Origin of the sequence: Croceibacterium mercuriale, assembly GCF_000802385.1 — a bacterium.
Taxonomy (GTDB): domain Bacteria; phylum Pseudomonadota; class Alphaproteobacteria; order Sphingomonadales; family Sphingomonadaceae; genus Croceibacterium; species Croceibacterium mercuriale.
Genome location: NZ_JTDN01000002.1, coordinates 347,119 through 371,933, shown reverse-complemented (window position 1 = coordinate 371,933; position 24,815 = coordinate 347,119). Strand labels below are relative to the sequence as shown.

At 68.9% G+C, this 24,815-nt stretch carries 23 protein-coding genes and 1 tRNA gene; 20 read left to right on the top strand and 4 right to left on the bottom strand.

Annotated features, from left to right (window positions below; all coding sequences use genetic code 11):
- Window positions 1–33: 33 nt before the first annotated feature.
- The 10 genes from pepN to PK98_RS11425 all read left to right on the top strand — a co-directional run bounded on the left by pepN (window position 34) and on the right by PK98_RS11425 (window position 10,819).
- Window positions 34–2,703 (top strand): aminopeptidase N, encoded by a 2,670-nt coding sequence (gene pepN / locus PK98_RS11470; protein WP_039097038.1) that lies wholly within the window; start codon window positions 34–36, stop codon window positions 2,701–2,703.
- Window positions 2,696–3,466: a peptidoglycan editing factor PgeF gene (pgeF, locus tag PK98_RS11465; RefSeq protein ID WP_039097037.1), complete on the top strand. Its 771-nt coding sequence runs from the start codon at window positions 2,696–2,698 to the stop codon at window positions 3,464–3,466. Before pepN ends, pgeF begins: the two co-directional genes overlap by 8 nt.
- Window positions 3,467–3,677: 211 nt before the next feature.
- On the top strand, window positions 3,678–4,241 hold the full coding sequence (gene petA / locus PK98_RS11460; RefSeq protein ID WP_052208577.1) for a ubiquinol-cytochrome c reductase iron-sulfur subunit: 564 nt from the start codon (window positions 3,678–3,680) through the stop codon (window positions 4,239–4,241).
- A 19-nt stretch (window positions 4,242–4,260) separates the two neighbouring features.
- Window positions 4,261–5,574 carry a cytochrome b gene (locus PK98_RS11455; protein WP_039097036.1) on the top strand — a complete coding sequence of 438 codons (1,314 nt, stop codon included), beginning with the start codon at window positions 4,261–4,263 and terminating at the stop codon, window positions 5,572–5,574.
- 25 nt (window positions 5,575–5,599) lie between these two features.
- Window positions 5,600–6,481: a cytochrome c1 gene (locus PK98_RS11450; protein WP_039097035.1), complete on the top strand. Its 882-nt coding sequence runs from the start codon at window positions 5,600–5,602 to the stop codon at window positions 6,479–6,481.
- Window positions 6,481–7,026 (top strand): adenine phosphoribosyltransferase, encoded by a 546-nt coding sequence (locus PK98_RS11445; protein ID WP_235425493.1) that lies wholly within the window; start codon window positions 6,481–6,483, stop codon window positions 7,024–7,026. Before PK98_RS11450 ends, PK98_RS11445 begins: the two co-directional genes overlap by 1 nt.
- 89 nt (window positions 7,027–7,115) lie before the next feature.
- Window positions 7,116–8,975 (top strand): cation:proton antiporter, encoded by a 1,860-nt coding sequence (locus PK98_RS11440; RefSeq protein ID WP_039097034.1) that lies wholly within the window; start codon window positions 7,116–7,118, stop codon window positions 8,973–8,975.
- Window positions 8,975–9,622: an OmpA family protein gene (locus PK98_RS16030; RefSeq protein WP_052208576.1), complete on the top strand. Its 648-nt coding sequence runs from the start codon at window positions 8,975–8,977 to the stop codon at window positions 9,620–9,622. The genes PK98_RS11440 and PK98_RS16030 overlap by 1 nt, the downstream gene beginning before the upstream one ends.
- A 63-nt stretch (window positions 9,623–9,685) precedes the next feature.
- Window positions 9,686–9,759, top strand: a tRNA-Gly gene (locus tag PK98_RS11430).
- 85 nt (window positions 9,760–9,844) lie between these two features.
- The gene (locus PK98_RS11425) at window positions 9,845–10,819 is read left to right on the top strand and encodes a helix-turn-helix transcriptional regulator (protein ID WP_039097033.1); all 975 of its coding nucleotides are present in this window, start codon (window positions 9,845–9,847) and stop codon (window positions 10,817–10,819) included.
- On the opposite strand, the gene PK98_RS11420 is transcribed toward PK98_RS11425, so the two are convergent.
- A complete protein-coding gene (locus PK98_RS11420) occupies window positions 10,816–13,014 on the bottom strand; it encodes a TonB-dependent receptor (protein ID WP_161792437.1) in 2,199 nt (732 codons plus the stop codon). The genes PK98_RS11425 and PK98_RS11420 overlap by 4 nt on opposite strands.
- Window positions 13,015–13,069: 55 nt before the next feature.
- Here PK98_RS11420 and PK98_RS11415 point away from each other — a divergent pair, with 55 nt between their 5' ends.
- Genes PK98_RS11415 through PK98_RS11405 form a run of 3 tightly spaced genes read left to right on the top strand, consistent with a single transcriptional unit; the run spans window position 13,070 to window position 15,782 of the window.
- Complete coding sequence (locus PK98_RS11415; protein ID WP_039097032.1) at window positions 13,070–14,194, top strand: P1 family peptidase; 1,125 nt, start codon at window positions 13,070–13,072, stop codon at window positions 14,192–14,194.
- Window positions 14,191–14,382: a hypothetical protein gene (locus PK98_RS11410; RefSeq protein WP_039097031.1), complete on the top strand. Its 192-nt coding sequence runs from the start codon at window positions 14,191–14,193 to the stop codon at window positions 14,380–14,382. Before PK98_RS11415 ends, PK98_RS11410 begins: the two co-directional genes overlap by 4 nt.
- Window positions 14,383–14,405: 23 nt before the next feature.
- Window positions 14,406–15,782: a sodium:solute symporter family protein gene (locus PK98_RS11405; protein ID WP_052208574.1), complete on the top strand. Its 1,377-nt coding sequence runs from the start codon at window positions 14,406–14,408 to the stop codon at window positions 15,780–15,782.
- Here PK98_RS11405 and PK98_RS11400 read toward each other — a convergent pair.
- On the bottom strand, window positions 15,779–16,648 hold the full coding sequence (locus tag PK98_RS11400) for a transglutaminase-like domain-containing protein (protein WP_039097030.1): 870 nt from the start codon (window positions 16,646–16,648) through the stop codon (window positions 15,779–15,781). The genes PK98_RS11405 and PK98_RS11400 overlap by 4 nt on opposite strands.
- A 58-nt stretch (window positions 16,649–16,706) precedes the next feature.
- Here PK98_RS11400 and PK98_RS11395 point away from each other — a divergent pair, with 58 nt between their 5' ends.
- The 7 genes from PK98_RS11395 (at window position 16,707) to PK98_RS11365 (ending at window position 22,260) form a co-directional block, all read left to right on the top strand.
- Window positions 16,707–17,471, top strand: coding sequence for an N-formylglutamate amidohydrolase (locus PK98_RS11395; protein ID WP_039097029.1), 765 nt, complete (start codon window positions 16,707–16,709; stop codon window positions 17,469–17,471).
- 34 nt (window positions 17,472–17,505) lie between these two features.
- On the top strand, window positions 17,506–18,381 hold the full coding sequence (locus tag PK98_RS11390) for a division plane positioning ATPase MipZ (RefSeq protein WP_039097028.1): 876 nt from the start codon (window positions 17,506–17,508) through the stop codon (window positions 18,379–18,381).
- A gap of 2 nt (window positions 18,382–18,383) precedes the next feature.
- Window positions 18,384–18,692 carry a J domain-containing protein gene (locus tag PK98_RS11385; RefSeq protein ID WP_039097027.1) on the top strand — a complete coding sequence of 103 codons (309 nt, stop codon included), beginning with the start codon at window positions 18,384–18,386 and terminating at the stop codon, window positions 18,690–18,692.
- Entirely contained in the window at window positions 18,689–20,095 is a 1,407-nt protein-coding gene (pgmG, locus tag PK98_RS11380; protein ID WP_039097026.1) for a phosphoglucomutase/phosphomannomutase PgmG, read from the top strand. The genes PK98_RS11385 and pgmG overlap by 4 nt, the downstream gene beginning before the upstream one ends.
- The gene (locus PK98_RS11375) at window positions 20,095–20,919 is read left to right on the top strand and encodes a DUF2059 domain-containing protein (protein ID WP_039097025.1); all 825 of its coding nucleotides are present in this window, start codon (window positions 20,095–20,097) and stop codon (window positions 20,917–20,919) included. The genes pgmG and PK98_RS11375 overlap by 1 nt, the downstream gene beginning before the upstream one ends.
- A gap of 67 nt (window positions 20,920–20,986) precedes the next feature.
- Window positions 20,987–21,679 carry a guanitoxin biosynthesis heme-dependent pre-guanitoxin N-hydroxylase GntA gene (gene gntA / locus PK98_RS11370; RefSeq protein ID WP_052208573.1) on the top strand — a complete coding sequence of 231 codons (693 nt, stop codon included), beginning with the start codon at window positions 20,987–20,989 and terminating at the stop codon, window positions 21,677–21,679.
- A complete protein-coding gene (locus PK98_RS11365) occupies window positions 21,676–22,260 on the top strand; it encodes a DUF1989 domain-containing protein (RefSeq protein ID WP_039097024.1) in 585 nt (194 codons plus the stop codon). Before gntA ends, PK98_RS11365 begins: the two co-directional genes overlap by 4 nt.
- A 3-nt stretch (window positions 22,261–22,263) precedes the next feature.
- Here the strand turns inward: PK98_RS11365 and PK98_RS11360 are convergent, their stop codons facing one another.
- Complete coding sequence (locus PK98_RS11360; protein WP_039097023.1) at window positions 22,264–23,691, bottom strand: sensor domain-containing diguanylate cyclase; 1,428 nt, start codon at window positions 23,689–23,691, stop codon at window positions 22,264–22,266.
- Between the two features lie 162 nt (window positions 23,692–23,853).
- Complete coding sequence (locus PK98_RS16025) at window positions 23,854–24,804, bottom strand: BON domain-containing protein (protein ID WP_052208570.1); 951 nt, start codon at window positions 24,802–24,804, stop codon at window positions 23,854–23,856.
- Between the last annotated feature and the right edge of the window lie 11 nt (window positions 24,805–24,815).

The following is a 24,815-nucleotide window of genomic DNA, read 5'->3' as shown; positions in this document are numbered from 1 at the left end:
GCGCACGCCCGAAGTCGAAGAAAGCCGCCCGTCATGGATATCGCCCGCACTCCTTCCACGCCCGATGGCAACCCGCATCTGGCCGACGCGCCGCCCCTGCCGCCGACACCGCCGATGATCCTGCGGGAGGATTACCGCCCGTTCGGATGGCTGGTGCCCAATGTGCGGCTGGACTTCACCCTTGGCCTGGCGGAGACCACCGTGCGCGCGGACCTGCAGGTGGCCCGCAACCCGGCGGCCGACAGCACCCCCGTGCTGCGCCTGAACGGCGACGGGCTGAACCCGCTCGAGGTGCTGGTCGACGGGGCGGTGATGAACAGCTGGGTGATGGAAGGCCCGGACCTGCTGGTCACCCTGCCGGACGACGCGCACACGGTCACCATCACCACCCGGATCGATCCTGCGGCCAACAGCCAGCTGATGGGCCTGTATGCCAGCGGCGGCATGCTGTGCACCCAGTGCGAGGCCGAGGGCTTCCGCCGCATCACCTTCTTCCCCGACCGGCCGGATGTCCTGTCCACCTATCGCGTGCGGATGACGGGGCCACGGGCCGACTTCCCCGTGCTGCTGTCCAATGGCGACCTGGTCGGCAGCGGCGACGGGGCGGATGGCACCCATTGGGCCGAGTGGCACGACCCCTGGCCGAAGCCGTCCTACCTGTTCGCGCTGGTGGCGGGTGACCTGATGGTGCAGCGCGACAGCTTCACCACGATGAACGGGCGCGAGGTCGATCTGGGCATCTATGTCCGGGCGGAGGACGAAGGCCGCACCGATCACGCCATGCAGTCGCTCAAGCGGTCGATGAAGTGGGACGAGGAGGTGTTCGGGCGCGAATACGACCTCGGCATCTTCAACATCGTCGCGGTCAGCGATTTCAACATGGGGGCGATGGAGAACAAGGGGCTGAACGTCTTCAACACGAAATATGTGCTGGCCGACCCCGATACCGCCACCGATGGCGATTACGACGCGGTCGAAGGCGTGATCGCGCATGAATATTTCCACAACTGGTCGGGCAACCGGATCACCTGTCGTGACTGGTTCCAGCTGAGCCTGAAGGAAGGCTTCACAGTACTGCGCGACCAGCTGTTCAGCCAGGACATGGGCTCCGCCCCGGTCAAGCGGATCGAGGATGTGCGCGTGCTGCGGTCCGTCCAGTTCCCGGAGGATTCGGGGCCGCTGTCGCATCCGATCCGGCCCGATTCCTTCCGCGAGATCAGCAATTTCTACACCGCCACCGTGTACAACAAGGGGGCGGAAGTGATCCGCATGATGCGGACCATGGCCGGGCCGGAACGGTTCCGTGCCGGATGCGACCTGTACTTCCAGCGCCATGATGGCGAGGCCGCGACATGCGAGGACTTCGTGCGCGCGATGGAGGACGGGGCCGGGCTGGACCTGCGCCAGTTCCGCCGCTGGTACAGCCAGGCTGGAACGCCGCAGGTGCGTGTGGCCGTTGCGTCGGTCGAGGGCGGGGTGGAGCTGACCCTGTCGCAGACCACCCCCGCGACGCCCGGGCAGGAGGGCAAGCAGGCTGTGCCGATCCCGCTGAAACTGGCGCTGCACGATCGGGCGACCGGCACGCTGGGCGAGGAAACGCTGCTGATGCTGACCGGGGCGGAGCAGCGCGTGACCCTGCCGCATGATGGCGACGCGCCGGTCCTGTCGGTCAATCGCGGCTTTTCCGCCCCCGTGGTGATCCGCCGCGACCTGGCGCCGGACGACCTGGTGTTCCTGGCCGCGCGCGACGACGATCCCTTCGCCCGGTACGAGGCGATGCAGGACCTGGTGGTCGGCCACCTGCTGTCCGCCGTGCGCGGCGAGGCGCCAGAGAAATGGGGGGCGGAAGGGGGGCGGGCGGCGATCCGCGACGTGCTGGCCACCGTGCTGGCGGATGATGGCATCGACGACCTGATGCGCGGCGAACTGCTGATCCTGCCGGGCGAGACCTACCTCGCCGAACAGCTGCCCGTGGCCGATCCCGGCCGCATCCACACCGCGCGGGAGGCGTTGAAGGGCTGGCTCGGGCAGGCGCTGGAGGGCGAGTTCCTGGCGTTGCATCACCGTGCCAGCCGGGTGGGCAACGGCTTCGATGCGGAGGCCAAGGGCGCGCGCAAGGTCAAGACGCAGGCGCTGGTGTTCCTGGCGGCCGGCAACCCGGGGCTGGCGGCGGAGCTGGCGACGGCGCAGTATGACGCTTCGTGCGAACCCGGCGGCACCATGACCGACCGGCAGGGTGGGCTGCTGGTGCTGGCCGGGCTGGACTCGCCCGCACGCACCGCACGGCTGCTCGACTTCTACAACCGGCATCAGGACAATCCGCTGGTGATCGACAAGTGGTTTTCGCTGCAGGCACAGTCGCTGCACCGCAATGCGCTGGCCCATGTGCAGGCGCTGGCGCAGCACCCCGACTTCACCCTGCGCAATCCCAACCGCGCCCGGTCGCTGTTCATGGCATTCGTCGGCAATGCCAATGCCTTTCACGCGCCCGGTGGGGAGGGATACCGCATGATCGCCGACACGGTGCTGGCGCTGGATCCGCTGAACCCGCAGACCGCCGCCCGCTTCGTGCCGCCGCTGGGCCGCTGGCGCCGGATCGAGCCGGGTCGTGCGGCACTGATGCGGGAGCAGCTGGAGCGGATCGCCGCCGCACCGCGCCTGTCGCGCGACACGTTCGAACAGGTGAGCCGCTCCCTTGGCTGAGGACCTGCTCACCGCCGACGTGCTGGCCGGCGTGCCGCACGGGTTCTCCACCGCAGCGGCCGGCGACATGGGGCTGCGCGGCCTGCCAGCCGGCGACCCGGCGCTTGAACCCGTGCTGGCGAACCGCGCCCGCATCGCCGATGCGGTGCTGCCCGGGGCGGGGCTGGTGGGGGTGTACCAGGTGCATGGCGCCACCTGTGTGGAGGCCGGCGCATGGGCCGACGACGCCCGGCCGCAGGCCGATGCGCTGGTGACGGACCGGCCCGGCATGCTGCTGGGCATCCTGACCGCCGATTGCGCTCCTGTGCTGCTGGCGGACCGGGCGGCGGGCGTGATCGGCGCCGCGCATGCCGGCTGGAAGGGTGCGGTCGGCGGCGTGGTTGAGGAGACGCTTGCCGCCATGGAGCGGCTGGGCGCGCGCCGCACCGACATCGCCGCCGCGATCGGGCCCGCCATCGGCCAGGCCAGCTATGAAGTCGACGCACCGTTCCGCACCCGCTTCATCGAGGACGAGGCGCGCTTCTTCGCGCCCGGCGCGCGGGTCGGCCATTGGCAGTTCGACCTGTCCGGCTTCGTTGCAGCCCGGCTGGCGGCCGGCGGGGTGCGGCAGGTGGCGGTGCTGCCCTGCGACACCTACCGGCAGGCGGACCGGTTCTTCTCCTTCCGCAGGGCGACGCATCAGGGAAAGGCGGATTACGGGCGGCAGCTGTCGCTGATCGGCCTGCCCGACCGCCGCCGATCGGTGCGCGCCCACATCGTTTGATCGCAAAACGTGCCTGTGCCAAATCACTGTTGGCACTCACCCGCCCCTCCGCTAGGCATGGGGCAATGCCGTGCCTGGGCCGTACCCGCGAAAGCGGATAACAGCGCGGCGGGAAGAACAAGGGACAGGTTGCGCGCGGATCGGCTCCGGCGCGGGCGACCAACAGGGTAGAGTGATGGCAAGCACCACGGGCGCCGCCCCCGATGACGCGATGACCACCGTCGGGAATCCTGGCGATGGCGATGCCGGCACGCACCCCGTGCGCCGGCGTGATTTCATCAACATCGCCGCAGTCTCCGCCGCCGGCGTGGGCGGGCTGGCGGTGTTGTATCCACTGGTCAGCCAGATGGCCCCGTCCAAGGACGTGCTGGCCGAATCGACGACGGAGCTTGACCTGTCGGCGATCCAGCCGGGCCAGGCGATCAAGGCGGTGTTCCGCAAGCAGCCGGTGTTCGTGCGCAATCTGACCCCGCAGGAGATCGCCACCGCCAACGAGGTAGCCGTGGATTCGCTGCGCGATCCCGAAACCCTGACCGAACGCACCAAGGAAGGCCACGGCAACTGGCTGATCACCATGGGCGTGTGCACCCATCTGGGCTGCGTCCCGCTGGGCGCGGGCGAGGGCGAGAACAAGGGCGAGTTCGGCGGCTATTTCTGCCCGTGCCACGGATCGCACTACGACACTGCGGGCCGCATCCGCAAAGGGCCGGCGCCCGCCAACCTGGTGGTGCCGGAATATGAATTCACCAGCGACACGACCGTCGTGATCGGCTGAGCAGGGAGGGACCACCACCATGAGCTTTCCCTGGGCCAAGGCCTACGAACCCAAGGCGCCGCTGATGCGCTTCCTGGACGAGCGTCTGCCATTGCCGCGCTTCGTCTACAACGCGGTGGGCGCCGGTTACCCGGTGCCGCGCAACCTCAGCTACTTCTGGAATTTCGGCATTCTGGCGGGCTTCTGCCTGATGCTGCAGATCGTCACCGGCATCGTGCTGGCGATGCACTATTCCGCCAACGCGCTGGTCGCCTTCAACTCGGTCGAGCACATCATGCGCGACGTGAACTGGGGCTGGATGCTGCGTTACGCGCACGCCAACGGAGCCAGCTTCTTCTTCGTGGTGGTGTACATCCACATCTTCCGCGGGCTGTTCTACTCGTCCTACAAGGCCCCGCGCGAGATGATCTGGCTGCTGGGCGTGGTCATCTTCCTGCTGATGATGGCGACCGCCTTCATGGGTTACGTCCTGCCCTGGGGCCAGATGAGCTTCTGGGGTGCCAAGGTCATCACCGGCCTGTTCGGCGCGATCCCGCTGGTGGGCGAACCGCTGCAGGTGTGGCTGCTGGGCGGCTACGCCCCGGACAATGCCGCGCTGAACCGCTTCTATTCGCTGCACTTCCTGCTGCCCTTCGTGATCGCCGGCGTGGTGATCCTGCACATCTGGGCGCTGCACATCCCGGGGTCTAGCAACCCGACGGGCGTGGAGGTGAAGAGCGAGTCCGACACCGTGCCGTTCCACCCGTACTACACGGCGAAGGACGGGTTCGGGCTGGGCGTGTTCCTGCTGATCTACTGCCTGTTCGTGTTCTTCCTGCCGAACAATCTGGGTCATCCGGACAACTACATCCCGGCCAATCCGCTCTCCACCCCGGCGCATATCGTGCCCGAATGGTATTTCTGGCCGTTCTACGCGATCCTGCGCGCCTTCACCTCGGACTTCCTGCTGCCGGCGAAGCTGTGGGGCGTGCTGGCCATGTTCAGCGCAATCCTGTGCTGGTTCTTCCTGCCCTGGCTGGACCGTTCGCCGGTCCGGTCCGGACATTACCGGCCGCTGTTCCGCAAGTTCTTCTGGTTCGGGCTGATCCCGTGCATGGCGGTGCTGTTCTATTGCGGCGGCGCCCCGGCGGAGGAGCCGTTCGTGATGCTCAGCCAGATCGCCACGGCGTACTACTTCCTCCATTTCCTGGTGATCCTGCCGATCGTCAGCCTGGTGGAACGGCCGGAGCCGCTGCCATACTCCATCACCGATGCCGTGCTGGGCACGCCCGAGAATGACGGGACGGTGAAGGGCCACATGATTCAGGGCGAAAACGCCCGGCCTGCCGTCTGACCTGGCGCGAAGAGGGAACACACACATGACGCGCCTGATCAGCATCCTGGTCGGCCTGGGCTTCACCTTCGTGGTGCTGCTGGCCTTTGTCATCGGAGCCTGGACCTTTGCGACCGAGGAGGTCACGCCGACCGCCGAGCACGAGTTCCACGTGGCGCCGCGCCACGCCAGCTACCAGTTCGACGGTGCCCTGGGCACCTGGGACTACCAGCAGCTGCAGCGCGGATATCAGGTCTACAAGGAGGTCTGCTCCGCCTGCCATTCGCTGAAGCTGGTCGGCTTCCGCAACCTGGCGGAGCTGGGCTACACCGAGGCTGAGGTGAAGGCCGAGGCGGCGAGCTGGCAGGTGCCGGGCGTCGATCCGGTCACCGGAGAGGCCAGCACCCGTCCGGGCACCGCGACCGACTACTTCCCGTCGCCATACCCCAACGATGTGGCGGCCGCCGCGGCCAACAACAACGCCGTGCCGCCCGACCTGTCGCTGATGACCAAGGCGCGTCACCACGGCACGGAATATGTCCGTTCGCTGCTGACCGGCTATCGCAATCCGAACACCTTCTCTGTCGACGGCGTGCGCCTGAAGGAGGAGTTCCCGGACTTCGAGACGCCGCCGGCGCTGCACTTCAACCCGTATTTCGCCAACCTCAACATCGCCATGGCCCCGCCGCTGACCGCCAACGGCCAGGTCACCTATGCCGATGGCACCGATCCCACGATCGAGCAGATGGCGACGGACGTGTCCGCCTTCCTGACCTGGACCGCAGAACCGACGCTGGTGCGGCGCAAGCAGACCGGCTGGCCGGTACTGGGCTTCCTGCTGTTTGCCACCGTGCTGGCCTGGTATGCGAAGAAGCAGGTGTGGGCACCGGTGAAGCCGAAGAAGCGCAAGGGCGACAACCCGGCGTGATGGCCGGCATGCGGGGACCGGAACGGCTGCAGGCGCTCGTCCACACCGTTCCGGACTTTCCCGCGCCCGGCGTCCTGTTCCGCGACCTGTCCCCGCTGCTGGCGGACAGCGCCAGTTTTGCCCACGCGATCGAACTGCTGGCGGACCAGGCCATCACCGCCGGGCCGCTGCCCGACCTGATCGCCGGCATGGAAGCGCGCGGGTTCATCTTCGGGGCGGCGCTGGCCGCGCATCTGGGCACCGGCTTCGTGCCGCTGCGAAAGGCCGGCAAGCTGCCGCCGCCGGTGATCGCCACCGACTACACGCTGGAATATGGCACCGCCCGGCTGGAGATGTCCGCGCTGGCGGTGCAGCCGGGCCAGCGCGTGCTGCTGGTCGACGATCTGCTGGCGACCGGCGGCACCGCACTGGCCGGGGCGCAGCTGCTGCGGCACGCGGGCGCGACGGTCACCGAGGCCCTCTTCGTGATCGCGCTCGATGATCTCGGGGGCCATGCCGCCCTGCTTGACCAGGGCATTACGACCACCGCCTTGCTGGCCTGCTGAGCCCTGCCGAGACCCGGTATCTCCTTGGTACGGCACCTTTGCCCGCCTGAGGCATTCCCGATATTGGAATTTGTTAACACCACGGGGTCATGGAACATCAGGCACTTGTAATCGCGCTGGTCGGGGTGCTCGGCATCGGCGCCCAGTGGGTGGCATGGCGCACCGGCTGGCCGGCCATCGTGCTGATGCTGGCGGCGGGCTTCATCGCCGGGCCGGGCCTGCACCTGATCGATCCCCGCGCGGCCTTCGGCGACCTGCTGGAGCCGCTGGTGTCGATCGGCGTGGCGCTGATCCTGTTCGAAGGCGGCCTCAGCCTGGAATACCGTGAACTGCGCAAGGTGGGCGATGCCGTCTGGCGGCTGGTCATCTTCGGCGTGCCGCTGGGCTGGCTGTTCGGCAGCCTGGCCCTGTATTACATCGCCGGCCTGGTCTGGCCCGTCGCCATCCTGTTCGCCGGCATCCTGGTGGTGACCGGCCCCACGGTCGTGATGCCGTTGCTGCGGCAGGGCAGTGTGCAGCAGCGTCCCGCCGGCGTGCTGAAGTGGGAAGCGATCGTCAACGATCCGGTCGGCGCGCTGTGTGCCGTGATCGCCTACGAATATTTCCGGCTTGCCCAGGATGGCACCGGCCTCGTGCAGGTCGTCGGTCCGCTGCTGCTCGCCGCGGCCTTGGCCGGCGCCATCGGCTATGGCGCGGCGCGGGCGATCGCCTGGGCGTTCCCGCGCGGGCTGGTTCCCGAATACCTCAAGGCCCCGGTCCTGCTGGTGGCAGTGGTCGGCGTGTTCGTCGGCTGCAATCTGATCGCGCACGAGGCCGGGCTGATGGCGGTGACCGTGATGGGCATCGCGCTGGCCAACATGCCGACCGCGGGCCTCCGCTCGATCCATCATTTCAAGCAGAACGTGGCGGTGCTGCTGGTGTCGGGCCTGTTCATCCTGCTGTCGGCCAGCCTCAACGTGAACGAACTGGCCGTGTTCGAATGGCGCTTCGGTGCGTACCTGCTGGCGCTGCTGTTCCTGGTGCGCCCCGCCACGGTGCTGCTCAGCCTGCTGGGCAGTTCGGTGCCGTGGAACGAGCGGCTGTTCCTCGCGTGGATCGCCCCCCGCGGCATCGTGCTGGTGGCGATTTCCGGCCTGTTCGCGCTGCGCCTGAACGAGCTCGGCTATGCCGACGGGTCCATCCTGATCAGCCTGAGCTTCGCCATCGTGGTGGTGACGATCATCGCGCACGGCTTCACGCTGAACCCGGTGGCCAAGCTGCTGCGGATCAAGGGCGAGACGCGGCCCGGCCTGCTGATCGTGGGCGCCACGGCCTGGACGGTGGCGCTGGGCAAGCAGATGCACGACCTGGGCACGCCGGTGCTGCTGGTGGATGCCAACTGGGCCCGGCTAAAGCCCGCGCGTGCGGCCGGCCTGCCGACCTACCATGGCGAGATCCTGCACGAGGCGACGGAGGACAAGCTGGATCTCAGCCCGTTCCAGGTGCTGGTCGCCGCCACCGACAACGAGGCGTACAACACGCTGGTCTGTTCCGAGTTCGCGCCGGAGATCGGCACAGACCGCGTGTACCAGCTGGGCGATCTGGTGGACGAGGAGGATCATCGCGCGCTGCCTGCGTCCCTGCGCGGCCGGGCGCTGTTCGCCGATGCCATCACGCCCGAGCAGCTCGCCGCATGGCAGGGGGAGGGATGGGTGTTCCGCCGCACGCGCCTGTCCGACCAGTTCGGCGTGGCGGAGGCGCGCGAGGCGCTGCCGGACGGCGCACAGACATTGCTGCTGCTGCGCGCCAGCGGCCAGATGCGCTTCTTCACCCATGCCGCCGCGCCGGAGCCGCAGGGCGGCGACACCATCATCTCCTTCGGCCCGCCGCGTCAGCGGACCCCGGAGGACGCCGCCGCCCGCCGCACGGGTCGCAAGGATCAAATCGTATCGGCGGAAGGAGCCGCATGATGACCACCATCACCATCAGAACCGCCCTGCTGGCCACCGGATTGCTTGGCACCACGCTGCTCGCCGGCTGCGATGACCCGCGCCCGGACCCTGCGGCAACGGAGACGCCGGTTGCGGGAGAGCCGCCGGTGATCAGCGTTCCGACCGCCAGCCCCAGCCCGACGGGCGCCTCCATCATCCGGCCCGAGGTCGTGCCCGAACCGGTCGTGGAGGTTGCGTCGGAGCCGGTGGAGCTGACCATCGGTTTTCCGGAAGGATCGACCCTGACCCCGGACGCGCAGCAGCAGCTGGCGACCGTGCTGCAATCGGACGCGCTCGCCGAAGGCTGGCCGATCGTGGTGCGTGGCCACAGCGACAGCGACGGCACCAGCGCGGCCAACCTCGCCACCTCGCGGCGCCGGGCGCAGGCCGTGGCGGACTGGCTGATGGCCAATGGCGTGGACAAGGCGCGGATCAGCGTGATCGCGCTGGGCGCACAGAACCCGGTAGCGCCCAATGCCCAGGCTGATGGCACCCCCAGCGAGGCGGGCCGGGCACGCAACCGCCGGGTGGAGATCACGATCGCGGCGCCTGCGGACAAAGCCCTGCCGGCTGAACCGGAGAGTGGCCGCGGGCCCACCGTGGCGGAGCGGCTCGGCCGGGATTAGCAGCGCAGGATCGACCAAGCGCTTGCGATCGGCCGCGACCGGTGGCATTTGCGCGTGGCCCGAGCGGGTATAGCTTAGTGGTAAAGCTCCAGCCTTCCAAGCTGGCTATGCGGGTTCGATTCCCGCTACCCGCTCCATTCCCCCATTCCGATCACCTGTTTGACACCATTGCGGCATTGTACGACAATTCCGGTCGTTGATGGTGATGAGAGGGGTGGATCGATGGCACGCATGGCCAGGCTGGACCGGCTGCTGACGCTGGTCGGCGCGCTGAACGACACGGCCGAGGGGCTGACGCTGGACGAGATGGCGGAAGCGATCGGCAGCGACCGCCGCACGGCGGAGCGGCTGCGCGACGTGATCCGGCTGCATTTCGAGCTGGAGGAGGAGCTGGTCGACCGCCGCAAGCGGTTCCGCATCCGTGGTACGCTGCGCCGGGTCTATACCCGCCCCAACGCCGCCGAGCTGGCCGCCTTGCAGGCCGCGGCGGAGGGTGCCCGGCGGGCCGGCGCGACCCATGCGCCGCTGCTGGAAACGCTGGGTGCCAAGGTGCGCGCGGCGCTGGACGACCGGGAGAAGCGCCGACTGGATCCCGACCTGGAACCGCTCGCCCGGCTGCAGCGGCAGTTCGTGCCCGCCGGACCGCTGGCCACCGGCGATCCCGCATCGCTGACGCAGGTGCAGGGCGCGATCATGGCCGGGCAATGCCTGGAGTTCGACTATCTGCGCGAGGGCTGGGAGGAGCCGCGCTGGCGCCGGGTGATCCCGATGGGGCTGATCCACGGCCCGGTCACCTACCTGATCGGGCAGATGCCCGGGCGTGACCAGCCGCCGGTGCCTTACCGCCTCGACCGGATGAGCGATGCGCGGATCGGCAACGAGCCGGGCTGCCCGGCCGAGGACTGGGACCTGGATGCCTGGATGGCGGGCAGCTTCGGCATCTGGCGGGAGGAGGGACATGACGTGGTCCTGCGCGTCTCCCCTGGCGCGATGGCGCGGGGGCGTGCCTGGCGGTTTCATCCCGGACAGGTGGTGGAGCAGGATGGCGACGAACTGGTCGTGCGGTTCCATGCCGGCGGCCTGCGTGAGATCGCCGACCACCTGTTCACCTGGGGCGGCGAGGTCCGGATCGAAGCGCCGGAGGAACTGCGCGCCGTGATGCGGGACCGGTTGGTCGCCGCCGCGGCCAGCGTCTAGTATTCCGCGCTGATCCGGACGCCGTAGCTTGCCGGGCGCGCGGGTTGGGCGATGTCGGCACTGGTGAAGAAGTTGCGGGTCAGGTCGTATTCGCGGCCAAGGATATTGCGCCCCCACAGCGCCACCCGCCACGATCCGTCATCCGGAGCCAGCGCCAGCTCGGCATTGACCACGAAGTAGGCCGGGATGTCGTAGGTCTGGCCCAGCCACGAAGGATAGCGGCTGCGCCAGGTCAGCGTGCTCGCCGGTGTCAGGGTCAGCCCGCCCAGCGGCATCTCCCAGGCGATCTGCGCGCCGGCAGACCAGCGCGGGAAGGGGATCGTCTCCCCGTCACGGTCCACGAACACCGCCTGCCCGGCGGCGCGGCTGGCGGGGACATCCAGATCCTCGAACTCCAGGTAGCGGCCATGCTTGAACCCGGCGAAGGGCGCCAGCAGCAGCCCGGGAAGTGGGGTCAGCGCCAGCTCCACTTCTGCGCCGGCGATGCGCGACCGGTCGGCATTGGTGAACCGCCCCACTGGACCGTTCACGCCATAGACCGCCGACAGCACCTGCTGGTCGCGGTAATCGTACCAGAACGCCGCCGCATTGACCTGGGCCCACGGGGTCGGTTCGCTCTTGATGCCGATCTCGTACGCATACAGCGTCTCCGGCGCGAAGGGTTCGATCCCGCTGCGATTGCCGGTGTTGTAGGTGGTGAAGCCACCCGACTTCACCCCCCGGCTGATCGAGGCGTAGAGCAGCAGGTCGTCGACCGGCGTCCATTCCAGCGCCAGCTTCCCGGTCAGCGGCCGCATCCGTGTGCCGACATCGGTCGGCGCCAGCGCCTGCGCCCCGCCGAAGGCGGTGCCGAACCCCTGCAGGTCGCGCGTCTCCTCCTCGTAGCGCAGGCCGGCGACCAGCTTCCATTGCGGCGACAGCGCCAGTTCGGCCTGCCCGAACAGCGCCAGCGACTCGACCTCCTGCGCGTAGGTCACGCGGGCATAGGTGCCGTACACGTCGATGAAGTCGCTGAAGAAACGCTCGTCCAGCTGCTGCTGCGACCAGTATGCGCCCGCCGTCCAGGCCAGCGCGCCGGTGCTGCCGGACAGGCGCAGCTCCTGCGACCAGACCTCGGCCTCGCTGCCGAAGAAGGTGTCCGCCTCGACACTGGCGCTGGCATCCCAGTCGCCGAACTGCTGCCGGTGCAGCCGGTCGAAGCTGGTCAGGCTGGTCAGCGTAATCCCGCCAAGATCGTAGCTGAGGCGTGCGGAGGCGCCACGGGTTTCGTTGTCGACACCCGGCACCGCACCGAGCGGCAGGCCGGTGTCGGCGGCCAGGCGCGGCGAGATGCCCCAGCCGGTGGCGAAGCGGTCCCGGTCCGCCGGGATCAGCGGACCGGCGCCGGCGCGGGTGGGCAGGTCGTCCAGCAGGTACAGGCCGACCGCTTCCGATCGGTCGCGGCCCCAGTGCAGGTCGAGCAGGGCATCGAAGCCGCCCGCAGGGCGGATCGCCAGCAGCGCGCGCGCGCCCAGCCGGTCGGCGTCGCCCAGCGCCCGTCCGGTGTCGCGGTTGTACTGGTAGGCGCCACCCTGCTGCACCGCACCGGCCACCCGCACCGCGACACCGTCAGTCAACGGCGCATTCAGGTGCGCTTCCCCCAGCAGCGCGCCGAAGCGGCCCAGCTCCAGCGTGGCGCCGCTGCCCAGGGCACCGGTCGGCCGATTGGTCACGAAGTTGACCGCGCCGCCGGTGGTGTTGCGGCCGTACAGCGTGCCCTGCGGTCCGCGCAGCACCTCCACCCGGGCGATGTCGAACAGCAGGCCCTGGGTCATCGCCGGGATCGGCTGGGCGATCTCGTTCACATAGACGCCCACGCTGGGCGCATTGTTCGTGGCATAGTCCTGGAAGCCGACACCGCGCAGGCGGAACTGCGGCGCACCGCCGCCGAAGGCCGGCTCGATCTCCAGGCTGGGCGTGGCATCGGCCAGACCGTTGACATTGGTGATGCCGCGCTGCGCCAGCACCGCCTCGTCGATCACGCTGAGCGTGATGCCGACATCCTGGGCCGCCTGCTCGCGCCGCTGTGCGGTCACCAGGATCGGCTCGCCCTCCGCTTCCTCCGCCAGGGCCGGGGTGGTGAGAGCGAGCAAGGTGACAGCAGGCAACAGGTTCTTCATGGCGCCGGGCACATAGCCCCCCTGCTGCACCTGCACACCCCGGCTGCGTGATTTGCTTGCGAAGGAGTGGCAGTTTCGCCACGGCAGCGCGATGCAGCGCATGACATGGGATCGCCGGACGATGCTGGCCGCGGGCGGCGGGGCAATGGGCCTGCTGCTGGCGGGGCCGCTCCGCGCGCAGGGGGAGGCAGGTCGGACCGGCCCGCGCAATCTCATCACCGATGTCGCCGGTCTCACCGTGGGGCAGGCCGATGATCCGCGCATCCGTACCGGCACCACCGTGATCCTGGGCGACGGCCTGCTGCAGGCCGCGATCGACGTGCGCGGCGGCGGGCCGGGCACGCGAGAAAGCGACGTGATGGATGCGCATAACCTGGTCCACGCGGTCAATGCCGTGACCCTGTCGGGCGGGTCGTCCTACGGCCTCGCCGCCGCCGATGGCGTCGCGGCGGAGCTTGGCGCGCGGGGCATCGGCTATGGCGGACTGGCGAGCGCCGGTGTGCCGGTTTCGCCCATCGTGACGGGCGCGATTCTGTATGACCTGGCCAATGGCGGGGACAAGGCCTGGGGCGCACAGCCGCCCTACGGCGATCTCGGCCGCCGCGCGCTGGCTGCCGCCGGCGCGGAGTTCGCGCTGGGCACGGCAGGGGCCGGCTATGGCGCAATGGCGGGCGGGCTGAAGGGCGGCATCGGGTCAGCCTCGACGCTGGCGAGCGGCGGCTTCACCGTGGGCGCGATCGTGGCGGTCAATTCGCTCGGTTCCGTCGTGGCGCCGGGCACGCGCCATTTCTGGGCCAGCCCGTTCGAGCTGGATGGCGAGTTCGGCGGCCTGCCGCCCCGGGCCTTGCGCGCCAACCCGGAGGAGTGGGGCCTGTCCAAGCTGGCGCGGGCGCGGGAGAACACCACCATCGCCTGCGTCGCGACCGACCTGGCGCTGACCACCACGGAGCTGAAGCGGATGGCGATCATGGCGCAGGACGGCCTCGCCCGCGCGATCCGCCCGGTGCACACGCCGTTTGATGGCGACGTGGTGTTCGCGCTGTCGACCGCCCGGCAGGAGGCCCCGGCAGAGGAGATGGCGCGCCACCTGGCGGTGCTGCAGGCCGGCACCATCGCCGCCGATACGCTGGCCCGTGCCGTGGCGCGTGGCGTGTTCGCCGCCACCCCGCCGCCCGGCGCGGAGGTCACCTGCTGGCGCGACCTCGCCGACCAATGATGCGCGGCTGGCCGGTGCTGATGGGGCTGGTCCTGCCGCTGGCGCTGATCCTGGCGAGCGCCCTGCTGGTGCCGGATGATGCGCCGCGCCTGCTGGGCATCAGCCTGGCCAACTGGTGCCTGTTCGCCTGTGCGCCGATCACCGCGGTGCTGCTCGCGGTTTGCCATCGCCGGGGCCCGCCCGCGTGACGCTTGCAGTCTTTCTCGCGATCATGGCCCTGTCGCTCGGGATCGCATTGTGGTCGCGCCGCGGGCACGGGCAGCAGGGCGCGCGCGCCTTCTTCACCGCGTCCGGCCAGTTCGGCGCAGTGCTGTTCTTCTTCCTGTCGGTGGGGGAGACATACTCCATTGCCAGCATGCTGGGCTTTCCCGGCGGGGTCTATGCCGGCGGCGACGCCTTCGTGCTGTGGTTCTTCGGCTACATCCTGCTGGCCTGCTGCTGCCTGTTCTTCCTGGGGCCATGGATCTGGCGGGCGGGAAGGCTGTATGGCAGCGCGACCATCCCCGACTTCTTCCGCGACCACTGGAACAGCCGCGCGCTGGAGCTGCTGGTCGCGGTCACCTCCATCATCCTGCTGCTGCCGATCGGCACCATGCAGTTCACCGGCCTCAGGCTGGTGCTGGGCGGCCTGGCGCCGGAGGCGCGGCCGCTGCTGCTGACCGGCGCGGCGGGGCTGCTGTGCTTCGCCTATGTGGTGATCGCCGGCCTGCGCGCCTCCGCCTTCGTCGCGGTGCTGAAGGACGTGCTGATGATGGGATCGATCCTGCTGGTGGGCGGGCTCGCCATCGCCGACTGGCAGGCGGTGCCGACCGTGGCGCAGGCCGCTGCGCCCGCCGTCGCCGCCACGCCGCCGGACATGGTGTTCGCCATTTCCACCATCCTGCTGCAGGCGGTCGGCTTCACCATGATCCCGCAGAACTGGGCCTTCCTGTTCTCCGCCCGGGACCCGCAGGCGATCCGCCGGGCGCAGGTGGCGGCGCCGCTCTACATGCTGATGTTCCCGCTGCTGATGGCGACCGCCACCTATGCGCAGGGGCACGGCATCGTGCCGGCGCAGCCCGACTACGTGTTCCTGGCGGTTGCGGAAGTGCTGCTGCATCCCGCCGCCACGGGTATGGTGATGGCCGCCGTCGCGCTGTCGGGGCTGGTGATCCTGTCCAGCGTCTGCCTGGCGATCGGCCCGCTGGTCACCCGCAACCTGGCACCGGGGCTGAGCAGCGCAGGCCAGCAGCGCTGGAGCCGCTGGGTCGTGGCGGCCTTCCTGCTGCTCAGCCTGCTGAGTGCGGAGGGCGGGGGCACGCTGATGGCCCGGCTGAACAACCTGTTCTATTTCGGGGTGGTGCAGACCCTGCCCGGCTTCATCGCAGCCCTGCTGCTGCCCCGCGTGCCGGTGGCGGCGGTGATCGGCGGGATCGTCGTGGGCGACGGCGTGGTGCTGGCGCTATGGCTGGGCGAAGTGCCGGTGGGCGGGCTGAACCTGGGCGTGATCGGCCTTGCCGCCAACATCGCCGTGCTGGCGGGGGTCACGCTGCTGCGCCCGCGGGTGGACGGGCGCAGCGTGGTGGCGGCGATGAAGGCGGGCGGCTAGCCGAACTTGCCCGCATATTGCGGCACGACCGTTTCGGCCGGCGGGCGGCTGAGGTCGGTATTCGCCACCTCGTCCGTATGGACGTGGAAGTGCACCAGGTTTGCCGGGCCGAAATGGGTGGTGATCGCCGCATCGGTCGCGTCACGCCCGCGCGCCATCACGATCCGGCCCACGCGCGGGCGGTTGTGGCGCGCGTCGAACGTGTACCAGCGGCCGCCGATATAAGCCTCGAACCAGGCGGAGAAGTCCATCGGGGCGTCGATCGGGTCCACCCCGATATCGCCAAGATAGCCGGTGCAGTACCGTGCCGGGATGTTGATCTCCCGGCACAGCGTCACCGCCAGATGCGCGAAGTCACGGCACACGCCGACCTGTTCGTGCCAGGCATCGGACCCGGAACGCGTGTTGCGCGCATGGTGATACCCGAACTCGACGCGGTTGTGCGCCAGCGCCACCAGCGCCTGCACCTTGTCCCACCCGCTGGCGAGGTGCGACGTTGCGCCCCACGCCTCCTGCGTCAGCCGGCCGACCTCGCAATAGCGGCTGCCCAGCAGGTAGACGAGCACATCGTCCGGCAGCTCCGACACCGGGTGCTGCACCGCATCGGGCACCACGGGGTCGGCCGTATCCGGCACCTCGATCACGAAATCGCCGCGCACCCAGGTGTCGCCCGGCGGCAGCACGCAGCGGGTGGCGTGATTGCCGAACCCGTCGCGGAAATGGTGCAGCTGGATCTCCGGCTCCGTCACGATCCGCTGCAGCGTGCGCAGCTGCGGCTCGTGTTCCGGCAGGACGCTGAGCAGCAGATTGGTCGGGATCGGCTGCCAGGTGCGGAAGCAGATGTCGAAACCGGTGCGGATCAGCATGGGCGAACCCCCCTGTATGTGTTGACGGCAACCACGCGCATGGGCTTCTCCTGCCGGAATGACCGAACCAGTGCTTTGCCCGGCAGACCCCGCCCCCGTCACCCTGATCGGACCGCCTCTCGCGCCCGGGCCCCTGGTGTTCCTGGGCGATCATGCCGGGGCGCTGATCCCGCGATCCCTGGGCACGCTGGGCGTGGGGGAGGCGGATCGGCGCCGGCACATCGCGCTGGACATAGGGATCGGGCAATTGGGGCGGCTGCTGGCTGAACACTTTGGTGCAACGTTTGTTTCACAGACCTATTCACGGCTGGTGGTGGACTGCAATCGTGCCCCGTTCAGCCCCGGCGCCATGCCGGAGGTGAGCGACGGCACGGCGATCCCGGGCAACACGGATCTGGCGGAAACCGTGCGCGCCGATCGGGTGGCGGCGATCCACGAACCCTACCATCAGGCGATCGCCGATCTGCTGGCCGGCCGGCGTGCGGCAGGCCTGCCGACCATTCTGGTCGCGCTGCACAGCTTCACGCCGGTATATGCGGGCAAGGCGCGGCCGTGGCAGGCGGGGGTGATCCATGGCGGGCCGGGGTCGGATTATGGCCGCCGGGTGCTGGCGGGCCTGCAAGGGGTGCAGGACCTGACCGTGGGTGACAATCTGCCCTATGCCTTCGACGACACGGATTACACGATCCCGCGTCACGCCTTCCCCAACGCCTTGCAATGGCTGGAAATAGAGATCCGGCAGGACCTGCTGGGCACGCCCGATCAGGTCGCGGAGGTCGCCCGCTGGCTCGCCCCCGTGCTGCGCGACGCGATGGAAGGCTAGGCAGCGCCGCAGCGCACCATTACAAGCACGCCCGATGGCTTCCGAACCGCGCCCCCACGCTCCGCACCGTATCGTGTTCGCCAATGAAAAAGGCGGCACCGGCAAGTCGACCACCGCGGTCCATGTGGCCGTGGCGCTGGCCTATGGCGGGGCGCGGGTGGCGACGATCGACCTGGATCACCGCCAGCGCACGCTGCACCGCTATTTCGAGAATCGCATCGACACCGAACGCCGGCGCGAGATCGAACTGCCCGGCGCCCGCTTCGACGTGTTCGCCCCCACCGGCGACGATGCCGCCGACATTGCCGCGCTGGAAGCGCGCGTGGCGGAGCTGGGGCAGGGCATGGACGTGGTGCTGTTCGACACCGCGGGCCGCGACGATCCGCTGGCCCGCCATGCCGCGGCGCAGGCCGACACGCTGGTCACGCCGATGAACGACAGCTTCGTCGATTTCGACCTGATCGGGCAGGTGGACGCCGAAACCTTCAAGGTCCGGCGGCTGAGCTTCTATGCCGAACTGATCTGGGACGCGCGCAAGAAGCGCGCGATGCGCCAGCTGGAGGACGGGGAACGCCGGCGGGAGATGGACTGGCTGGTGGTGCGCAACCGCGTGCAGCGGCTGGACGCCCGCAACCAGAAGCGCATCGACCAGGCCCTGTTCGAACTGTCGCAGCGGGTCGGCTTCCGGGTGGCGCATGGCCTGTCCGAACGGGTGATCTATCGCGAACTGTTCCCCAGCGGGCTGACCCTGCTGGACAAGGGGCATCTGGGCGAACTGGGCACCAGCCATCTGGTCGCGCGGCAGGAACTGCGCACGCTGGTCGCGGCACTGAACCTGCCGCGCTTCACCCCGGTGGCGGGCACGTCTGCCGGCTCCGGCGCCGCCGCGCCCGATTACCAGGCCGCCTGAGCGTGGCGAAATTCCTGATCATCGCCGTGCTGGCCGTGCTGGTATGGTGGATGGTCACCGGCCGCTGGCCCTGGCAGCCCAAGCCGACCCGCCTGCAGCGCCAGCTGGAACGCGCGCGCAAGCTGCTGGCTGTACCCGCAGGCGCCACCCGCCCCGACATCCAGGCGGCACATCGCCGGCTGATCGCCACCGTTCACCCCGACCGGGGCGGCAGCGCCGCCATGGTCCACCGCGCCAACGAGGCGCGCGACCTGCTGGTCGCGCAACTGCCCGCCGACACCCGCATTCCATCGTCCAAGGAGGACCAATGAGCCACCAGTTCCACTCCACCGTGCTGCGCGAATATGACATTCGCGGGATCATCGGCGAAACGCTGGGGGCGGACGATGCCCGCGCCATCGGTCGCGGCTTCGGCACGCTGCTGCGCCGCGCCGGCGGCAAGCTGGTGGCGGTCGGCTATGACGGCCGCGTCAGCAGCCCGATGCTGGAACATGCGCTGGTCGAAGGCCTCACCGCCAGCGGCTGCGACGTGCGCAAGGTCGGCATGGGCCCGACGCCGATGCTGTATTACGCCGAAGCGTCAGACGAACAGGTTGATGGCGGCATTCAGATAACCGGCAGCCACAACCCCGCCAATTATAACGGCTTCAAGATGGTATTTAAGGGGCGTCCGTTCTTCGGGGAGGACATCCAGACCATCGGCCGCATGGCGGCGGAAGGTGATTGGGATGACGGAACGGGCGAAGTGCACGCGCTGGATGTCATGGACGCCTACATAGAGCGCCTGCTGACCGGCCTCGAAGGTGTGGACCCGGAACAGCTCGGCAAGCTGCGCATCGGCTGGGACGCGGGCAACGGCGCCGCCGGCCCCGCGCTGGAGCTGCTCGCCGCCCGCCTGCCGGGCGAGCATCACCTGCTGTTCACCGAAGTTGATGGCAATTTCCCCAATCATCATCCCGACCCCACCGTGCCGGAAAACCTTAACGATCTGGCTAAGCTGGTCGCGGAGAAGAACCTCGATTTCGGTGTGGCTTTCGACGGCGACGGCGACCGGATCGGCGCGATCGACGGCCAGGGCCGGATCATCTGGGGCGACCAGCTGCTGATGATCTATGCCGAGGACCTGCTGCAGCGCCGCCCGGGCGTGACGATCATCGCCGACGTGAAGGCCAGCCGCGCGCTGTTCGACCGGGTGGCGGAGCTGGGCGGCAAGCCGCTGATGTGGAAGACCGGCCACAGCCTGATTAAGTCCAAAATGAAGGAAACTGGCTCTCCGCTGGCTGGCGAGATGAGCGGGCACGTGTTCTTCGCCGACACCTATTACGGCTACGACGACGCGCTCTATGCCGGCATCCGCCTGATCGCGGCGTCCGCGCGGCTGGGCAAGTCGGTGACGGAGCTGAAGAGCGCCATGCCGGCCATGCTCAACACGCCGGAAATGCGCTTCCAGGTGGATGAAAGCCGCAAGTTCGCCGCCATCCAGGAGGTCAAGGACCGGCTGGCGGGCGCCACGGATGTCGACGTCAACGACACCGATGGCGTGCGCGTGACCAATGACGATGGCTGGTGGCTGCTGCGCGCCAGCAACACGCAGGACGTGCTGGTCGCCCGTGCCGAAAGCTACACCCAGGAAGGGCTGGACAAGCTGATGGGCCAGATCGACGAGCAGCTCGCCGCCAGCGGCCTGGAGCGCGGCCCGCAGGCCGGGCACTGATGCTGCGACGCCTCCTGCCGGCATTCGGCGCCATCGCCCTCCTGCCCGTTACCCCGGTGGCGGCGCAGCAGGCCGGGGCCGCCGATGGGGCGGCCGACGCCGTGATGCTTTCGGCCATGCGGGGCATGTTCCCGACAGAGCCGCTGACGGCGGAGCAGGAGGCGCGCCTGCCGGCGGCGCAGCCGCTGGCGGACAAGGTGGTGCCGGACGGCGTCTATGCCCGTGTCATGGACGACATGCTGCGCGCCATGATGGGGCCGATGGCCGACCTGTTCAGCAGCACCGGAATGAGTGCGGAGACGCTGTCGCTGCGGCTGGGCATGACGGCGGAGCATCTCGGCAAGCTGAGCGAGGCCGAGCGGCTGGAGGTCACCGCGCTGCTCGATCCTGCCTATGACCAGCGCGGACGCGTGGCGATGAACGCGATGATCGATCCCCTGCGTGACATCATCGTGGCGGTGGAGCCCGGGCTGCGCAGCGGCATCGCCCGCGCCTACGCCGCGCGCTTCGATGCGGCGGAGCTGGCCGCGATCGGTGCCTTCTTCGACACGCCGGTGGGCGCGCGGTTCGCCGGCGAGCTGCTGCCGCTGTTCTCCGATCCGCAGGTGATGAGCGCCAGCATGGAAATGCTGCCCCAGGTGATGGAGCGGATGCCGCAGATGACGGAAGCGATGGTCGCCGCGATGACCGACCTGCCGCCCGAACGCGGCTTTGCCGATCTCAACAACCGGCAACGGGCCCGGCTGGCACAGCTGCTGGGCGTGGACATGGCGGCGCTGAAGAACGGCATGGTCCCACCGCCGGTGATTGTCCCCGTACCTTAACATCTGTCAGCATCGGAACACCCTCCGCCGCCCACCCGTTGGGCGCACGAAGGATACCGGGGCAACCATGCTGATCGCTGATGACGTCGCCGACTTACGGCGAGAGGAACTGTTCGCGCAGATCGCGGAAGCCGGGTTCCCCTGCGTGGGTGCCAAGTCGGCGCTTGCCCGCGGCACGCTGAAGGTGATCGTCGGCCATTCGCTGGAAAGCGCGTGGGACGATGTGCACATCCATTCGGAGCTGCTGGAATGGGCCAAGGGCTGGCGCGCCGACCCGGAAGGGCTGCGCTCGCTGGCGGTGGTCTATGACACCCCGACCGATCTGACGGAGGAGCAGTTCGAGGCGGCGCTGTGGGAACGGCTGCAATCGCTGACCGACAAGGACCAGTGGCGCGGCCAAACCTACGACCACCGCGTCAGTTCTGACCCATCCGATCCGCATTTCTCCCTCAGCTTCGGCGGAGAGGCATTCTTCGTGGTCGGCCTGCATCCCGGTGCCAGCCGCCCGGCGCGGCGGTTCCGCCATCCGACGCTGGTGTTCAACCTGCACGAGCAGTTCGAACACCTGCGGGAGCAGGGTCGGTACGAGAAGATGCGCAAGACCATCCTCGACCGGGATGTGAAGCTGGCAGGATCGATCAACCCGATGCTGTCCCGCTATGGCGAGACGAGCGAGGCGCGGCAATATTCCGGCCGGCAGGTGGGCGAGGACTGGACCTGCCCGTTTCACGACAAACGCAGCGACTCGGCCCCGGAATGAGCCTGCACGTCATTCCGCCCCGCAGCGGCGCCGCATTCATCTTACGCGCCGGCCAGCTGCTGAAGGTGATTGATCCGATGGGGGTGCAGGTGTCCGACCTGCTGGCCTTCAACGCGGCCGATGTGCGCGAGGTGATCAGCAACGGGCGCACCTTCGACTACGAGGAGACGATCGCGCTCACCACCGGTCACCGGCTGTGGTCCAACCGATCGAACGTGCTGCTGGAGATCGTGGAGGACAGTGTCGGCCAGCATGATTTCCTGCTGACCCCGTGCAGCGAGGCGACCTTCCGCCACTTCTACCCCGACCAGCCTGTCCATCGCGGATGCTTCGGCAATCTGGCGGAGGCGCTGGCGCCCTATGGCGTCGAGCCGGACGCGATCCCCACTGCCTTCAACCTGTTCATGAACGTGCCGGTGGCGCCCGATGGCGCGCTGCAGGTCGATCCGCCGGTGTCCGCGCCGGGCGACTTCATCGTGCTAAGGGCAGCGATGGACTGTGTCATCGGGCTGACTGCCTGTTCCGCCTATGCCTCCAACGGCGGCAGCTTCAAGCCGATCCATTACCAGCTGCTCGACTGACCCTCAGCGCGCGATCAGCGTGCCGTCCTGGCCGGCGATCGCCGCCGTGCCGCGCACCGCGTTCTTGGCCTGGTACAGTGCCTGATCCGCCCGCAGCAGCAGGCTGGCACGATCCGCGCAGTCGGGCGCCAGCCAGGCGGCACCTAGTGTGCCCGAGACGGCGATCGGCGCCCGCGCACCCGGACATTCCACATCCTGCCGCAGTTCGGTCAGCAGGCGGCGCATCGTGCCCGGCAGGTCGGCCAGCAGCTCCGGCTCGGTCAGCAGCAGCACGAATTCATCGCCGCCCATCCGGCCGGCGAAGGATCCCGCCAGCCAGGCTGCGCGCAATGCCTCGCCCGCGCGGCGCAGCACCTCGTCCCCCGTCGCATGGCCGCACTGGTCGTTCACCGCCTTGAAGTGGTCCAGATCCACCAGCACCAGCGCCAGTGGCGCGCCCTCGGCCACGCAGCGGGCGATGGTCTGGTCCAGCAGGGCGTTGCACCGCTTGCGCGAACCCAGCAGGGTCAACTCGTCCGTGTCGGCCGCATGGCGCAGCGCGGTTTCCAGTTCGTGCCGGTCGGTGATGTCCTTGAACACGCCGAACATGGCCACCGGCTCGCCATCCTGCAGTTCCATCTCGCCCAGCGACCGCACCCGCCGTTCCTGCTGCAAGGCGGTGAGCATCGTCAGTTCCACGTCGAAGCCGCGGCCGGTGCGTACCGTCTCGTCCACCGCGTCCTGCAACCGCATGCGGTCGGCCGGCGGGAAGAAGTCGAATGCCTGATCCACGGTGACGACGCTGCCCGCCGGCAACTGGTAGATGGCATACAGCTGCGGCGACCACTCGACCTGCCCGTCGGCCAGGGTGAAGCGCCACGAGCCGATCTGCGCCAGCCGCTCGGCCTGGTGCAGCTGGCGGTGCAACCGGTCCTTTTCCACCAGCGCCTGCTTGTACTGCGCAGCCAGATGCCGCGCGCGTGCCTCGGCGAGGCGGGCGGCCAGCATCGTCTCCAGCACCTGGCCCAGCGTTTCCAGCACCCGCAGATCGTGCGGATCCGCCACCCGCGCCTGGCTGTCGATCGCGCACAGCGTGCCGACCGGCACCGGCGCACGGTCCGGCCGGGTGGTGATCCGCAGCGGCACGCCGGCATAGAAGCGGATGTTGGGATCGCCCTTCACCAGCGGATTGTCGCGGAATTGCGGATCGGCCCGCGCGTCGGGCACGATCAGCGGATTATTCAGCCGGACCGGCACCCGGCAGAAGGACTGTTCCAGCGGCGTGTCGGATATCTGCAGGCCGTAACGGGCCTTGAACCATTGCCGCTGCGTATCGATCAGGGAGACCAGCGCGATCGGGCAACCCAGCAGTTCGGCCGCCAGCTGGGCCACCATGTCGAATTCGCGCTCGGGCGGCGTGTCGAGGATTTCCAGCGCGTCCAGCGCCTGCATCCGCTCTTCGGCGCGCGGATCTGTGGGTAAGGTATCAGTCGCCACCATCCCCGGCCCTTAGCATAGGCAGCACCCGCCAGCGCCGTCCGCCATCGTGTGCCACCATACGCAAAGGGGCCCGCCAGATGGCGAGCCCCTGCTTTGTCGGTCGTGAACGGCGCGTCAGGCCAGCGGAAGGTCCGTGGCGCTGCGGCCCAGCGTGGAGTCGCGGCTGCTGCCCGTGCTTCCCGTGCTGCCGGTGGCCTGCACGCGCAGATTGTTCTGCACATGCTTCACGCCCGACAGGTCGTCGACCAGGTCTTCCGCGTGGCGCTTCTGCTGGCGGCTGGTCACCGTGCCGTCCAGCGTCACCTCGCCATCCTGCACCGTCACCTGGATCTGCCGGCCGTCCACGTCGCGATCATGGGTGATCGTGTCGCACACATCCTCCAGGATGCGCTGGTCGGACCTTGTGTAGTTCGCCGGGCCGGAGCCGCGATGATCCTGATCGCGCCGACGGGCGGCATCACGATCGCCGAACCAGCTGGCGACCTCGTCGCCCGCACGGTCGAAGAAACCGCGGTCATCGTTCCCGCGACCGGAGCGCGAGCCGTTGTCGTAGCGGTCGCGCGACGGCGCCGCGCCGAAGCTGCCCGAGCCGCTGCTGGCGCCATACGGGCCGTAGCTGTCATAGCTGGTGCCCGGCGCACGGTTCTGCCGCGGGCCGGAGAAATCGTGGCCGCCGAAATCATTGCCGGTGAAGCTCTCGAAGCCGCGGTTCTCGCGGTTGGTCGGCCGGCTGGCGCCGAAGCCACCCCGTGAATAGCCGTCATCCGAAGTGTCATAGCCGCGCGACTGGTCGCCGCTGCCGAAGCTGCCGCCCTGGCGATTGCCGTAGCCCTGGCGGTTGTTGTAGCCTTGGCTGCTGCCATAGTCCCGGCCACCCTGCGAACTGCTGCTGCTGCCATAGCGGCCGCGCCCGCTGCCGCCGAAATCGTCATTGTCGTCCCGTCCGCGGCCTTCGCCCATCTGGCTATAGGAACGGTTCTCGTCGCCGTAGGAATAGTCGCGGTCGCTGAACTGTTCGTTCTGGCGGGTGTCGCGGTCGCGGCGGCCGTACTGATTGCGGTCCATGCTTGCTCTCC

Coding starts and splice junctions, on each gene's coding strand:
- pepN (WP_039097038.1), top strand. CDS start 34: ATGGATATCGCCCGCACTCCTTCCACGCCCGATGGCAACCCGCATCTG.
- petA (WP_052208577.1), top strand. CDS start 3,678: ATGACCACCGTCGGGAATCCTGGCGATGGCGATGCCGGCACGCACCCC.
- PK98_RS11455 (WP_039097036.1), top strand. CDS start 4,261: ATGAGCTTTCCCTGGGCCAAGGCCTACGAACCCAAGGCGCCGCTGATG.
- PK98_RS11450 (WP_039097035.1), top strand. CDS start 5,600: ATGACGCGCCTGATCAGCATCCTGGTCGGCCTGGGCTTCACCTTCGTG.
- PK98_RS11445 (WP_235425493.1), top strand. CDS start 6,481: ATGGCCGGCATGCGGGGACCGGAACGGCTGCAGGCGCTCGTCCACACC.
- PK98_RS11440 (WP_039097034.1), top strand. CDS start 7,116: ATGGAACATCAGGCACTTGTAATCGCGCTGGTCGGGGTGCTCGGCATC.
- PK98_RS16030 (WP_052208576.1), top strand. CDS start 8,975: ATGACCACCATCACCATCAGAACCGCCCTGCTGGCCACCGGATTGCTT.
- PK98_RS11425 (WP_039097033.1), top strand. CDS start 9,845: ATGGCACGCATGGCCAGGCTGGACCGGCTGCTGACGCTGGTCGGCGCG.
- PK98_RS11415 (WP_039097032.1), top strand. CDS start 13,070: ATGCAGCGCATGACATGGGATCGCCGGACGATGCTGGCCGCGGGCGGC.
- PK98_RS11410 (WP_039097031.1), top strand. CDS start 14,191: ATGATGCGCGGCTGGCCGGTGCTGATGGGGCTGGTCCTGCCGCTGGCG.
- PK98_RS11405 (WP_052208574.1), top strand. CDS start 14,406: ATGGCCCTGTCGCTCGGGATCGCATTGTGGTCGCGCCGCGGGCACGGG.
- PK98_RS11400 (WP_039097030.1), bottom strand. CDS start 16,648: ATGCTGATCCGCACCGGTTTCGACATCTGCTTCCGCACCTGGCAGCCG.
- PK98_RS11395 (WP_039097029.1), top strand. CDS start 16,707: ATGACCGAACCAGTGCTTTGCCCGGCAGACCCCGCCCCCGTCACCCTG.
- PK98_RS11390 (WP_039097028.1), top strand. CDS start 17,506: ATGGCTTCCGAACCGCGCCCCCACGCTCCGCACCGTATCGTGTTCGCC.
- pgmG (WP_039097026.1), top strand. CDS start 18,689: ATGAGCCACCAGTTCCACTCCACCGTGCTGCGCGAATATGACATTCGC.
- PK98_RS11375 (WP_039097025.1), top strand. CDS start 20,095: ATGCTGCGACGCCTCCTGCCGGCATTCGGCGCCATCGCCCTCCTGCCC.
- gntA (WP_052208573.1), top strand. CDS start 20,987: ATGCTGATCGCTGATGACGTCGCCGACTTACGGCGAGAGGAACTGTTC.
- PK98_RS11365 (WP_039097024.1), top strand. CDS start 21,676: ATGAGCCTGCACGTCATTCCGCCCCGCAGCGGCGCCGCATTCATCTTA.
- PK98_RS11360 (WP_039097023.1), bottom strand. CDS start 23,691: ATGCAGGCGCTGGACGCGCTGGAAATCCTCGACACGCCGCCCGAGCGC.
- PK98_RS16025 (WP_052208570.1), bottom strand. CDS start 24,804: ATGGACCGCAATCAGTACGGCCGCCGCGACCGCGACACCCGCCAGAAC.